Raw genomic sequence first — 13,040 nt, 5'->3', positions numbered from 1 at the left:
TCACTGCACTGCGGTTCCCCGCCGCATCGGTGGCTGTTACGGTTACGTTAATCAGGCCTTCCGGCAGGACCGCGATGATGTTGTCGGCCAGGCTCCAGCTGCCGTCGCCATTGTTGATGGCCTGGTAGGTGCTGCCGTTAATGCTAACTTCAATCCGGGCCGTCGGGTCATTCACTGTGCCACTCAGGCCCGGGGTGGTGTCATTGCTCAGCAGTGCATCCAGGCTGACCTCAGGTGCGGTGATGTCTGCATCAACCGTCGCGCTGGCCGGGGCCGAGCTGTTGCCGGCCGCATCGCTGGCCACCACGCTGATCTGCTGGCCATCGCTCAGGTTGCCCGGGTTGGCCACGCTCCAGTTCCCCGTAGCATCTGCTACGGTGCTGGCCGTGGTGCCGTTCGGATAGGTCACCACGATCCGCGCACCCGCCTCTGCCGTGCCGCTGATCGGGTCAGTGGCATTGACCGCATCCAGCAGCGGTGCTGCCGGGGCGGTGGTATCAATGCGGATGCTGCCGGTCACTGCACTGCGGTTCCCCGCCGCATCGGTGGCTGTTACGGTTACGTTAATCAGGCCTTCCGGCAGGACCGAGATGATGTTGTCAGCCAGGCTCCAGCTGCCGTCGCCATTGTTGATGGCCTGGTAGGTGCTGCCGTTAATGCTGACTTCAATCCGGGCTGCCGGGTCATTCACCGTGCCACTCAGGCCCGGGGTGGTGTCATTGCTCAGCAGTGCATCCAGGCTGACCTCAGGTGCGGTGATGTCTGCATCAACCGTCGCGCTGGCCGGGGCCGAGCTGTTGCCGGCCGCATCGCTGGCCACCACGCTGATCTGCTGGCCATCGCTCAGGTTGCCCGGGTTGGCCACGCTCCAGTTCCCCGCAGCATCTGCTACGGTGCTGGCCGTGGTGCCGTTCGGATAGGTCACCACGGATCCGCGCACCCGCCTCTGCCGTGCCGCTGATCGGGTCAGTGGCATTGACCGCATCCAGCAGCGGTGCTGCCGGGGCGGTGGTATCAATGCGGATGCTGCCGGTCACTGCACTGCGGTTCCCCGCCGCATCGGTGGCTGTCACGGTTACGTTAATCAGGCCTTCCGGCAGGACCGCGATGATGTTGTCGGCCAGGCTCCAGCTGCCGTCGCCATTGTTGATGGCCTGGTAGGTGCTGCCGTTAATGCTGACTTCAATCCGGGCTGCTGGGTCATTCACCGTGCCGCTCAGGCCCGGGGTGGTGTCATTGCTCAGCAGCGCATCCAGGCTGACCTCAGGTGCGGTGATGTCTGCATCAACCGTCGCGCTGGCCGGGGCCGAGCTGTTGCCGGCCGCATCGCTGGCCACCACGCTGATCTGCTGGCCATCGCTCAGGTTGCCCGGGTTGGCCACGCTCCAGTTCCCCGCAGCATCTGCTACGGTGCTGGCCGTGGTGCCGTTCGGATAGGTCACCACGATCCGCGCACCCGCCTCTGCCGTGCCGCTGATCGGGTCAGTGGCATTGACCGCATCCAGCAGCGGTGCTGCCGGGGCGGTGGTATCAATGCGGATGCTGCCGGTCACTGCACTGCGGTTCCCCGCCGCATCGGTGGCTGTTACGGTTACGTTAATCAGGCCTTCCGGCAGGACCGCGATGATGTTGTCGGCCAGGCTCCAGCTGCCGTCGCCATTGTTGATGGCCTGGTAGGTGCTGCCGTTAATGCTGACTTCAATCCGGGCTGCTGGGTCATTCACCGTGCCGCTCAGGCCCGGGGTGGTGTCATTGCTCAGCAGCGCATCCAGGCTGACCTCAGGTGCGGTGATGTCTGCATCAACCGTCGCGCTGGCCGGGGCCGAGCTGTTGCCGGCCGCATCGCTGGCCACCACGCTGATCTGCTGGCCATCGCTCAGGTTGCCCGGGTTGGCCACGCTCCAGTTCCCCGTAGCATCTGCTACGGTGCTGGCCGTGGTGCCGTTCGGATAGGTCACCACGATCCGTGCACCCGCCTCTGCCGTGCCGCTGATCGGGTCAGTGGCATTGACCGCATCCAGCAGCGGTGCTGCCGGGGCGGTGGTATCAATGCGGATGCTGCCGGTCACTGCACTGCGGTTCCCCGCCGCATCGGTGGCTGTTACGGTTACGTTAATCAGGCCTTCCGGCAGGACCGCGATGATGTTGTCAGCCAGGCTCCAGCTGCCGTCGCCATTGTTGATGGCCTGGTAGGTGCTGCCGTTAATGCTGACTTCAATCCGGGCTGCCGGGTCATTTACCGTGCCACTCAGGCCCGGGGTGGTGTCATTTGTTAACAATGTGTCTAATGTAGCTTGTGGGACAGTTTGGTCGCCTCCTGTAACCGGAGATTGTCCTGAACTGTTGCCAGCAGGATCTACTGCTTCAATTGTCCCCTGTTCTCCTTCATTTAACGGATTCGGCTCAATGCTCCACTTGCCGTCTTCTCCTACCTTAATTTCAGTCTGATTGCCTTGGCTATCTTTAACAATTACTGTACTGCCGGCTTCACCTGTACCACTTAAACCATCACCATTATTTTCAGTAATAATTGGTTTCTGTGGTGGTGTAATATCATTTCTTGTATCATCGGAAGAATCGCTAGTAGAGGTTACCGCTGCAGCCAATCCTCCTATTCCTACTGCCCCAACTAACCAGGGAACAAAAGCTTCACTCTCTGCTCCATATAAAAGTGGTGTGACTTCTTCTAAGTTTAAATAAGAAATTGGATCTAATATTGCACCACTGGCATCAGTAACTTGAGCCAGTAAAAGCTGATTCTGATCATTTTTAAAGACCAGACTATTATCAGCGGCAAAATAATTTTCTATATAAATTTGCTCACCATTTTTCAAGGTGATAGTAAGGTTATTTCCACTACGATCAATAGATGCTACCTCCTCTGGAGCAACATCAATAACGACAACTACAGGCTCCCCTAATTTAAAACTATTACCTATATGCTCTACTTGCTGAGCTGTTTCTTTTGAAATTATAGAAATATCCGCCATTATATTCTTCCTTACATATTATTAGAGGAGCTAATTTCCTGAATTTTTTATTAAAAATTAGCTTTATTAGATTTTGCTTTGTAACTATTTTCTTCCTAGAAAATTTAATAAGCTTTATAAATAGATAGCATGAAACAAGTAAGTTTTTTATTAAGTTGAGTAAGCAAGTCTGCTTTAAAGTTAAAATATATAAATCAAATACATATATTTTTTATTTTATTAAGTGATTGTTTTAAAGAGATAAAAAAAAGATATGTAAATAAGAAATATTTTCATTTTTTACATAAAAACAACACTGAAATACACGGTAACACTTAGGATAAATTTATTAAAAATAGTCAATCTAGTATCTTGATTTTTATTATTCTTAAAATAGTCTGCATATCAAATTGCCTTTAAAAATTATCAGGACTTTCCAGACGTTTGACTTCTTGTGCTTTTATCGGATGATGGACAGCCGCGATGCCATCATCAGTTTTCTGGTCCATTATTTCCTCGGGCTGATACACAGTAATGGTTTCATTACCATTCGCATCTTCTCCTACAATATATTTAAAACCTTTACGATTCATTTTGTGGCATAAACGTTGATACCATCCTTTAAAGCCTTGAGTCTCTTCATTTGGATTATAGTAAAAAGCATTCATAACGGCTGGTAGTCCTAAACCGCAAACCACACCTGAAAGCAATACACTAATGAAAGTATAGCCAATCAAAATACTGCTATATTCACGTAGTTGTGGAATATTAGCCACAGCTAATATGAGTGCCAGTGAAATACCACCCCGCACTCCTCCCCACGATAAAATGGTTAAGCTACCGTTATAACTCTTTTTGCGAAAAGATGGGAAAAAGGCGAAAGATAAGAAATTTGCGGCAAACCGTGAAATATGCAGGGCAAAAAATGCAAATATTCCTCCAAGGATCATGCTACTACTCAAGTCCAGAATGAACAGCTCCAATCCGATTAATGTAAACAGAAATGAATTAATAATGCCTTCTACAGTATGCCAAAAGTGATTTACTTCACGAATTTCACGATCATGCAGGATTTCTTTCCATTTATTCCCAACAATGAGACCACCAATAACACAAGCAATTGGTGCAGAAGCATGAGCAAACAGGGCAACCAGGTAAGAACCGCAGGCCAGCAGCGCAGTTGTCAGGATCAGGGACTCCATTTCATGCTTGCCGCGCAATAAGCGTAAAATTCCTAAACCGAACCCCCAACCGATAATTACAGCTACCACAATTTCATAGAGAAAATTTTCTAATGTGCCCAATAAGGTAAAATGTTCGCCTTGTAATACATTCAGTAAAGTCATGAAGACGGCGATACACATTGCATCATTAAACAGTGACTCACCTTCGAGTTTCACAATCAAATGATGAGGTGCTCTAACTGAACTTAACACCCCTTTAACTCCGATTGGATCTGTTGCACCTAAAGCAGATCCCAATAACAGCAAGACTAAAATAGGGACCGGATTTCCAATTAATGCCTGAAAACCATAAAGGATGCCACCGAAAAATACAGCACAGATTACCAGTGCAATCGTGGCTAGAATTCCAATGGGTTTCCAGTGACTTCTTAAGTCAGAAATTTTAAATTTAAGCGCAGACGAGGTCAGGATAAAACAGATTACGCCATTAATAAGAAAGTCGTAGAAATCAATCCCGCGTACAGCTTCTTCAATATTATGAATATTAATGACTATAAACTGGTTACCATTAAGTAAGCTCGCACCCCACTGCAAAATAAATACAAAAACTGCCGAGACAATTGGCACACCAATCGCCTGAGGAAAGTCTAAAATACGTTTATTAAAAATTGTAGTTGCGATTGAAAGTGCAAAAATAACCGTTAAAGCTTGAAGAAGAAAAAAATTGCCCATGCGAATCCTTGAATATAACTGCTGGCTTTCTTAAAACGCATCCAATCAGTCACTTCTAGATGAATATCAGTTATAAAACTCTTAACTGGGAATTTTACTCCCATTTCTAGGGGTAGGTCATGGATAATTTTATTTCATTTTAAATAGACCTGGTTCTCGCATAAACAATTCGGCTTTTGCCGTTTCCAGATCATTTCAAACTATAATAATATTTCTCATAAATACTGGCTGTATATTTCTTTTCATGCATCAATCTTTAAAATTCATTTTTCGTCTTATCCTGGCTTTAATCATTTTTACTGTAACTCTGGCACTATTACTGACCTGTTACAGCAAATTCAACACACTGGCACAGGCGAATACGTGGCTAGAGTACCGCCAACAGATTGAGCTGGTTTCAAGCAATCAACAGTCTTATCTGCTCCTGTCTAACAGCCAAAAGCCAGATCGAGCAATTTTTATTGTTTTAAAAGGCAAAGGATATATCAGTAAAATCAGTTGTGAGCATTATCAGACTACGCTCTGTCTTTCTGGCTATGATAAAAGTCCATATAGAGAAGTTCGAAAAGCAGTTCTACAAATTATTGGCCCTTATCAATATATTCAGTCTATAAACTATGTAGATACTCAGACTAACATGCCAAGCAACTTAACCTTAACACAACAACAAGTGATTAATTTCTATCAACAGGATATGTCTGCCCTTAAATATTACTTATTAGGAGTTTTTCTGTTTACGATCATTGCATTAATTTCAAGTATTCGTATCTTGAAAAATTTTCGCAGTTTTTTAACAAAATAGATTATTGAGTACAGTAATAATCTTTTCTGTACTCAATAATTCTTTTAACTGCCTTAAACTGGCTGGTTAAAAGTATCGCACCGGTTAAGATCACCACTCTTCAAGCCGGTCTGGAACCACTGCATACGTTGTGCACTGGTTCCATGCGTAAAGCTATCAGGTACAACTTGTCCAGTTGCACTTTTTTGCAAATAGTCATCACCAATTTTATGGGCAGCATCCATTGCTTCCTGAACATCACCCTGCTCTAGAAACTGGGTACGCTGCTGGTTATGATGTGCCCACACTCCGGCCAAACAGTCTGCTTGAAGCTCTTGCCGGACTGAAAGCTGATTTCCTTGTACTTGACTAGCACGGCTGCGAGCCTGTTGCACTTGAGAAGAGATACCTAACAGGTTCTGTACATGGTGACCCACTTCGTGTGCAATTACATAAGCCTGAGCAAAGTCTCCGGCTTGGTCTTGTCGAGAGAGTTCTGTCTGGTTCTGCTCACCAGAAATTCCCATCTGCTGGCGCATATCTTTAAAGAAACTGGTATCTATGTAAACTTTTTGGTCAGCTGGACAATAAAATGGCCCCATTGCCGCCTGTGCAGTACCACAACGTGAATTAACCACGCCACTGAACAAGACCAGTTTAGGAGGGGTATAATTTTGCCCCTGCTCCTGAAAAATTGCCTGCCAGGTGTCTTCGGTATCAGCAAGAACAGTCCCGACAAAATCTGCGGCTTCTTGCTGCTGGGGCGTTGGATTTTCCAGGCCGACGCTTTCTACCTGCTGTCCGGCGGTTACCTGTTTTGTTGCCTGATAAGCCTGCTGCGGATCTACACCAAAAAACTTCCAGGCGACAAAGGCAACAATCAGACCTAATATACTGATACCCCCTGCTTTTGCTCCGCCTCCACCCCGGCGATCTTCCAGATTAGTACTGACACGGCGACCTTTCCAACGCATAGTTTACCCCTTCCCTATTATTACGATGTCGCAAAAGCTGATAGCTTAAGCAGATTTCTGTTTAGATTTTGGCCAGATTTTTTTAACTCCACTGACTAAAAGCAGAACAATAAAACCCGCTACTATGCCGATTCCCAAATTTATTAAAGTTGGTGTAATTGCTCCTACGATATGCCCCAAAGTAGGAATCAGTTCAACATGATCAACAGTATCTTCAGTAAAATGATGTATTAGAGGAACAGCATGATTAATAATGCCTCCCCCGACCAGAAACATAGCAATGGTACCGACGATTGATAAAGTCTTCATCAAAATCGGGGCAAAGCTCAAAAGAGCCTGACCAATACGCTGTTTAAAATTTGAAACCTGTTCAGTCAAATGCAGGCCCAAGTCATCAATTTTTACGATCATGGCTACCAGTCCATACACGCCTATAGTCATTACAATAGCGATAATACTTAGTACTGTAACTTTAGTCATAAAACTGGCTGCTGCAACTGTACCCAAGCTAATTACTACAATTTCAGCAGAAAGAATAAAATCTGTTCGAATTGCACCTTTGACTTTATCTTTTTCATAGGCATGCAAATCAATCTCATCCTGTTCGAGCTTGGCAACTGCTTCTTCAGGACTATGTGGCTTTTTACGCTGTAGTGAATGCAAAACTTTTTCTATACCTTCATAGCACAAGAATAAGCCACCAATCATTAACAATGGGCTAATTAACCATGGAGCAACTACACTGATAAGCAACGCTAAAGGTACTAGAATAACTTTATTCACAAATGAGCCTTTTGCTACGCTCCAGACCACTGGCAATTCCCGATCTGAACGGACACCACTGACTTGCTGGGCATTTAAAGCCAAGTCATCACCTAGCACCCCTGCGGTTTTTTTTGCAGCCATTTTACTCATGACTGCGACATCATCCAGAATTGTGGCAATATCATCTAATAATAAAAGCAAGCTGCTCGCCATTTTATGTTCCCAATCTTATCGTTATATAGCTAGTTTAAATCGCTTTAATCAGAGAAAGTGTATAAGCTTTATATGTTTATCTATTAAATTTCTCACTTTTTACCAGCTGGAGTTTATTGTAAAGAGGCACTGCCAGTATTTATGCCTTACAATAGACTTCATCAATTAATATATTTTGCTTAATTTACAACCGCTTTGGAATGCATCATGAGTGATCAAGATACCCGCCCAGTTATTTTGACTGGTGACCGCCCGACTGGACAGCTCCATCTAGGACATTTCGTAGGTTCACTACGTTCTCGTGTAGGCTTGCAAGACTCCCATCACCAGCACCTGTTACTCGCCGATGCTCAAGCTTTAACTGATAATGCCGATAATTTTGAAAAAGTACGTCGGAATATTCTGGAAGTCGCTACAGATTATTTAGCAGTGGGTATTGATCCGGAAAAAACCACCATCTGTGTGCAATCTCAATTACCAGCACTCAATGAGCTGACCATGCTCTATCTGAACTTTGTGACGGTGTCGCGTTTGGAACGTAACCCAACGATCAAGTCTGAAATTCAGATGCGAGGTTTTGAGCGCGATATCCCGGCAGGTTTTCTATGTTATCCGGTCGCACAGGCTGCCGATATTACGGCATTCAAAGCTACTGTTGTGCCGGTAGGAGAAGACCAGATTCCAATGATTGAACAAACGAATGAAATTGTTCGTCGTCTTAATCGTCAGATTGGCCGCGAGCTTTTGCCTGAATGTAAAGCCTTACTTTCTAACATGAGCCGTTTACCGGGATTTGATGGTAAGGCCAAAATGTCTAAATCTCTGGGTAATACCATTGTTCTGGATGCTTCAGATAAGGATATTAAAAAGGCAGTTAATGCCATGTATACTGATCCTAATCATTTGCGTATTGAAGATCCGGGTCAGGTAGAAGGTAATGTGGTTTTTACCTATCTTGATGCTTTCGATACCAATAAAGAAGAATTAGAAGAATTAAAAGCCCATTATCGTCGTGGTGGTCTAGGTGATGGCACTGTGAAGAAGCGTCTAGAAGGTATTTTAAAAGAGCTGATCGGTCCAATTCGTGAACGTCGTGCAGAATTGCAAAAAGATCCGGACTATATTATGGATGTTTTACGTCAAGGCACTCAAAAATGTCAGGTTATTACCCAGCAAACTCTAGATGAAATTAAAAGCGGTTTAGGAATGTTCCACTTTTAAAATTGTAGTATTAATACAGGCCCTGCTTTAAGGGCCTTTTTAATTGGAATATTAATTTTTAAAATTCAACCGCATAAAATTTCACAATTTAAAAAATTACAATATAACCTATAGTTTAACGTGATTTAACACTTGTTAACGTGAATACCAAGGAAGTTACTCAGGTATTCAAATATTATACTTTCATGATTTAGAAAGCTTCTAAATTCATGACATTTCTCCTTAACCGAAACTGTGTATGCAGATTCGTTGTTCTGCGCAATGATCACCCCAATCATTGCGTATTTTTTTTGTCTATAAAAAATATGATATATCAAAATCTACAAGTTATAGACTTAAATTAAAGCAAATTACTTATCTAATCTACTTAAATAGTTTGCTTTAAGGTGGACAACTATAGGGTAAACTAAGCTTGAGTTAAACTTACAATCCTAATAGCATTGAAGAAGAATTAATTCTCTCCATCATTCTCATAATAAAAAAGCCCCTTTCGGAGCTTTTTTGCTGTCTACTTAAGCTAGGCCTTTATCTTTCAACACCTGTAACATGGTAGAACCTAGTTCTGCCGGACTCCGTGTATATGCCATACCCGCTTTTTCAAAAGCAGAGAATTTTTCTTCTGCTGTTCCTTTACCACCAGAAATAATTGCACCTGCATGGCCCATACGTTTGCCCTTTGGAGCTGTTACACCGGCAATATAACCCACAACTGGCTTGGTCACATTTGATTGAATATATTCAGCAGCTTCTTCTTCGGCTGTCCCACCAATTTCACCAATCATAATGATCGCATCAGTCTCGGGGTCATCCTGAAACAATTTAAGCGCATCAATCTGGTTCATTCCTGGAATTGGATCTCCGCCAATACCAATACAGGTAGATTGGCCTAATCCCAGACGGGTAGTTTGTGATACCGCTTCATAAGTTAGCGTACCAGAACGGGAAATAATTCCAATACGGCCTGGCTGATGAATGTGTCCCGGCATAATTCCAATTTTGCATTCACCCGGTGTAATGATACCCGGACAGTTTGGTCCAATCAGACGCGTACCGTTACCATTGGTTTCCAGATAACGCTTGGCTTTAAGCATATCAAGAGTAGGTACACCCTCGGTAATGACTACAATAAGTCCAATCCCTGCATCTACTGCTTCTACAATAGAATCCAGTACAAATGGTGCAGGCACATAAATCACAGACGCATCTGCCTGTGTTTCCTGTACCGCCTCGCGCATAGTATTAAATACAGGAAGATTTAAATGACTCTGGCCGCCTTTACCTGGTGTTACACCACCGACTACTTTTGTACCGTATGCAATGGCCTGTTCTGAATGAAAAGTTCCGTTTTTACCTGTAAAACCCTGTACCAATACTTTGGTGTCTTTATTTACTAATACGCTCATGATTGATACTCCTTATGCTTTTACTGCTGCAACAACTTTTTCTGCGGCATCAGCTAGGCCCTGAGCAGAAATAAGTGTTAGACCGGATTCATCCAGTAACTTGGCGCCAAGCTCGGCATTGTTACCTTCAAGTCGTACGACTACAGGAATAGTTACGTTCACTTCCTGAACCGCAGCAATAATTGCTTCTGCAATCATGTCACAGCGTACAATACCACCAAAAATATTGATTAATACTGCCTGAACAGAGCTGTCAGCAAGGATAATTTTAAATGCTTCAATCACCCGCTCTTTCGTTGCACCACCACCTACATCTAGAAAGTTAGCTGGTTGTCCACCATATAATTTGATGATGTCCATAGTTGCCATAGCAAGACCGGCACCATTTACCATACAGCCGATATTGCCTTCTAAGGCTACATAGTTCAGGTCAAATTCAGAAGCTTTAAGCTCGCGTTCATTTTCCTGAGACTTATCACGTAGCGCAGAGACTTCTGGTAAGCGATACAGTGCATTGGAATCAATGCCCACCTTGGCATCTACACAAAGAATGTCACCATTTTCACGTACAGACAGCGGGTTAATTTCAAACAGGGCAAAATCATTTTCTACAAAAGCATGGTAAGCCCCTGTCATCAGCTTAACAAACTGATTAATCTGGCCATCTTTCAAACCCAGTGCAAAGGCTACTTCCCGTGCCTGAAATGGTTGCAGGCCAACCAGAGGGTCTACTGTAACTTTAATAATTTTTTCAGGTGTTTCTTCTGCAACTTTTTCAATTTCAACACCACCTTCGGTGGATGCCATAAAGGTAATGCGACGAGTAGAGCGGTCAACCACAGCACCCAAGTATAATTCACGCTCCACAGGATAAACGTCTTCACAGACCAGTACGCTATTGACTGGCTGGCCATTGGCATCTGTCTGGTAGGTGACTAGGCGTGTACCAATAATACGACTGGTATAATCTGCGGCTTCTTCTTTTGACTTAACAACCTGTACACCACCGGCCTTACCACGGCCACCTGCATGCACCTGGGCCTTAATGACTGCAAACTTTCCACCAAGCTGTTCAAAGGCAGCAACAGCTTCATCAGCATTGGTTGCTAAAATACCTTCCTGAACAGGCATACCATATTTTTTTAATAGCGCTTTGGCTTGATACTCATGTAAATTCATTTACTTACCTTTTACTAGTTCTACTTTCTTATCCATACTTCTATGTACCCTTCCATCACGGTACACATTAGCAATTATTTAATCTTGTCTTTATATTTAGAGGGTTGTGCCAATCATTGCAACCCATGAAGCAAAAAAGAGCGGCTCTTGAACCGCTCTTTCTTTAATCTTATTTACGTTTACGCTGAATTGCGTGAATTGCACGTCCATCGACTGCAAGAGCTGCTTCATGCACAACTTCAGAGAAAGTTGGATGACCAAAAGTCATTAACTGCAAGTCTTCAACACTTGATACAAATTCAAGGGCAATCATACCCTGATGAACGATGTCAGAGGCAGCCGGACCTACTACGTGCATACCCAGTAGACGGTCAGTTTTAGCATCAGCAACAAATTTTACAAAACCTGCGCCCTCACCTGCAGCAAGTGCACGACCATTCACAGCAAACGGGAATTGGCCAGTTTTAACGTCGTGGCCTTTTTCTTTTGCCTGCTCTTCAGTTAAACCGACCCATGCTGCTTCCGGATGGGTATAGATTACACTGATGATAGTGTCATAATTTACTTGTGCAGCGTGGCCATGGATACGCTCAACAGCCATTACGCCTTCTTCCATTGCCTTATGTGCAAGCATTGGACCACGAACCAAATCACCAATCGCATAAACACCTTCAAGAGAAGTTGCGCAATGATCATTTACTTCTACCAGACCACGTTCTGCCAGTTTTATACCTGAGTCTTCAGCTAACAGACCTTCTGCATAAGCTTTACGACCTACACACACAATCAGCTTATCAAAAGTCTGTTCTTTATCTTCGCCGCCCTGGCTGTATTTAACAGTTACTTCGCGACCATTGATCTCAGTACCAGAAACTTTCGCACCAATACGGATGTCCAGACCCTGCTTAGTCAGGATTTTCTGGAATTCTTTAGCCAGTGCTTTATCGGCCATTGGTAAGAATGCATCCATAGCTTCAAATACAACAACTTCTGAACCCAGACGACGCCATACTGAACCTAGCTCAAGACCAATTACACCTGCACCGATTACCCCTAAACGCTGAGGAACTTCAGGGAATTCAAGTGCACCGGTAGAATCTACAATCAGATCTTGATCTACAGGAGCAACAGGAATATTTACTGGTACAGAACCCGATGCCAGAATTACATATTTAGGTTCTAGAACCTGAGTCTCACCTTCAAATGGTACAAACTCAACTTTTTTACCTGCCAGCAGTTTACCTGTACCTTGCAGCCACTCGATCCCATTACCTTTAAGTAGCTGAGCTACACCACCGGTCAGTTGCTCTACCACTTTGTCTTTACGAGCAAGCATCTTTTCAAGGTCAAATTTCACTTCAGCTGTTGTAATACCATGATCACCCAAATGATGAACGGTATCTTCATAACGATGAGAAGAGTCAAGCAATGCTTTAGATGGGATACAGCCAACGTTTAGACAGGTCCCACCCAGAGATGGTTTACCTTTATGAATACGTTTTTCAATACAAGCAACTTTGAAGCCCAGCTGTGCAGCACGAATTGCTGCTTCATAACCACCTGGGCCACCACCGATCACAACAAGATCAAACTGTTGAGACATATTTATCTCCAAGTAC

General features: G+C 44.5%; 9 protein-coding genes and 1 pseudogene. 2 read left to right on the top strand and 8 right to left on the bottom strand.

All coding sequences use genetic code 11. The features are described from left to right. Positions 1-37: 37 nt before the first annotated feature. The 3 genes and pseudogenes from ACRAD_RS03715 to ACRAD_RS03705 form a co-directional block, all read right to left on the bottom strand. Positions 38-874, bottom strand: a pseudogene (locus ACRAD_RS03715) (Ig-like domain-containing protein); the annotation flags it as partial. Next, a complete protein-coding gene (locus ACRAD_RS03710; protein WP_142093787.1) occupies positions 768-2,990 on the bottom strand; it encodes an Ig-like domain-containing protein in 2,223 nt (740 codons plus the stop codon). The gene ACRAD_RS03710 and the pseudogene ACRAD_RS03715, both read right to left, overlap by 107 nt. A gap of 395 nt (positions 2,991-3,385) precedes the next feature. Next, positions 3,386-4,885, bottom strand: a complete 1,500-nt coding sequence (locus tag ACRAD_RS03705) for a cation:proton antiporter (protein ID WP_005015707.1) — start codon at positions 4,883-4,885, stop codon at positions 3,386-3,388. A gap of 244 nt (positions 4,886-5,129) precedes the next feature. Between ACRAD_RS03705 and ACRAD_RS03700 the strand changes: the two genes are divergently transcribed. Next, complete coding sequence (locus ACRAD_RS03700; RefSeq protein ID WP_005025024.1) at positions 5,130-5,687, top strand: hypothetical protein; 558 nt, start codon at positions 5,130-5,132, stop codon at positions 5,685-5,687. A 53-nt stretch (positions 5,688-5,740) separates the two neighbouring features. Here ACRAD_RS03700 and ypfJ read toward each other — a convergent pair whose 3' ends face one another. Beyond that, a complete protein-coding gene (gene ypfJ / locus ACRAD_RS03695) occupies positions 5,741-6,640 on the bottom strand; it encodes a KPN_02809 family neutral zinc metallopeptidase (protein ID WP_005025022.1) in 900 nt (299 codons plus the stop codon). Positions 6,641-6,685: 45 nt separating this feature from the next. Further along, complete coding sequence (locus ACRAD_RS03690) at positions 6,686-7,618, bottom strand: DUF808 domain-containing protein (RefSeq protein WP_005025019.1); 933 nt, start codon at positions 7,616-7,618, stop codon at positions 6,686-6,688. 207 nt (positions 7,619-7,825) lie between these two features. Here ACRAD_RS03690 and trpS point away from each other — a divergent pair, with 207 nt between their 5' ends. Further along, a complete protein-coding gene (gene trpS / locus ACRAD_RS03685; protein WP_005015726.1) occupies positions 7,826-8,839 on the top strand; it encodes a tryptophan--tRNA ligase in 1,014 nt (337 codons plus the stop codon). 512 nt (positions 8,840-9,351) lie between these two features. On the opposite strand, the gene sucD is transcribed toward trpS, so the two are convergent. The 3 genes from sucD to lpdA all read right to left on the bottom strand — a co-directional run bounded on the left by sucD (position 9,352) and on the right by lpdA (position 13,024). Next, a complete protein-coding gene (gene sucD / locus ACRAD_RS03680; RefSeq protein ID WP_005025017.1) occupies positions 9,352-10,242 on the bottom strand; it encodes a succinate--CoA ligase subunit alpha in 891 nt (296 codons plus the stop codon). 12 nt (positions 10,243-10,254) lie between these two features. Further along, positions 10,255-11,421 carry an ADP-forming succinate--CoA ligase subunit beta gene (gene sucC, locus ACRAD_RS03675; RefSeq protein ID WP_005015729.1) on the bottom strand — a complete coding sequence of 389 codons (1,167 nt, stop codon included), beginning with the start codon at positions 11,419-11,421 and terminating at the stop codon, positions 10,255-10,257. Positions 11,422-11,590: 169 nt separating this feature from the next. Then, the gene (gene lpdA, locus ACRAD_RS03670) at positions 11,591-13,024 is read right to left on the bottom strand and encodes a dihydrolipoyl dehydrogenase (protein WP_005025012.1); all 1,434 of its coding nucleotides are present in this window, start codon (positions 13,022-13,024) and stop codon (positions 11,591-11,593) included. Between the last annotated feature and the right edge of the window lie 16 nt (positions 13,025-13,040).

Source organism: Acinetobacter radioresistens DSM 6976 = NBRC 102413 = CIP 103788, assembly GCF_006757745.1.
In the GTDB taxonomy this organism is placed as follows: Bacteria; Pseudomonadota; Gammaproteobacteria; order Pseudomonadales; family Moraxellaceae; genus Acinetobacter; species Acinetobacter radioresistens.
The sequence above is the reverse complement of the archived record's forward strand: the minus strand, read 5'-3'. Positions and strand labels throughout refer to the sequence as shown.

Coding starts and splice junctions, on each gene's coding strand:
- ACRAD_RS03710 (WP_142093787.1), bottom strand. CDS start 2,990: ATGGCGGATATTTCTATAATTTCAAAAGAAACAGCTCAGCAAGTAGAG.
- ACRAD_RS03705 (WP_005015707.1), bottom strand. CDS start 4,885: ATGGGCAATTTTTTTCTTCTTCAAGCTTTAACGGTTATTTTTGCACTT.
- ACRAD_RS03700 (WP_005025024.1), top strand. CDS start 5,130: ATGCATCAATCTTTAAAATTCATTTTTCGTCTTATCCTGGCTTTAATC.
- ypfJ (WP_005025022.1), bottom strand. CDS start 6,640: ATGCGTTGGAAAGGTCGCCGTGTCAGTACTAATCTGGAAGATCGCCGG.
- ACRAD_RS03690 (WP_005025019.1), bottom strand. CDS start 7,618: ATGGCGAGCAGCTTGCTTTTATTATTAGATGATATTGCCACAATTCTG.
- trpS (WP_005015726.1), top strand. CDS start 7,826: ATGAGTGATCAAGATACCCGCCCAGTTATTTTGACTGGTGACCGCCCG.
- sucD (WP_005025017.1), bottom strand. CDS start 10,242: ATGAGCGTATTAGTAAATAAAGACACCAAAGTATTGGTACAGGGTTTT.
- sucC (WP_005015729.1), bottom strand. CDS start 11,421: ATGAATTTACATGAGTATCAAGCCAAAGCGCTATTAAAAAAATATGGT.
- lpdA (WP_005025012.1), bottom strand. CDS start 13,024: ATGTCTCAACAGTTTGATCTTGTTGTGATCGGTGGTGGCCCAGGTGGT.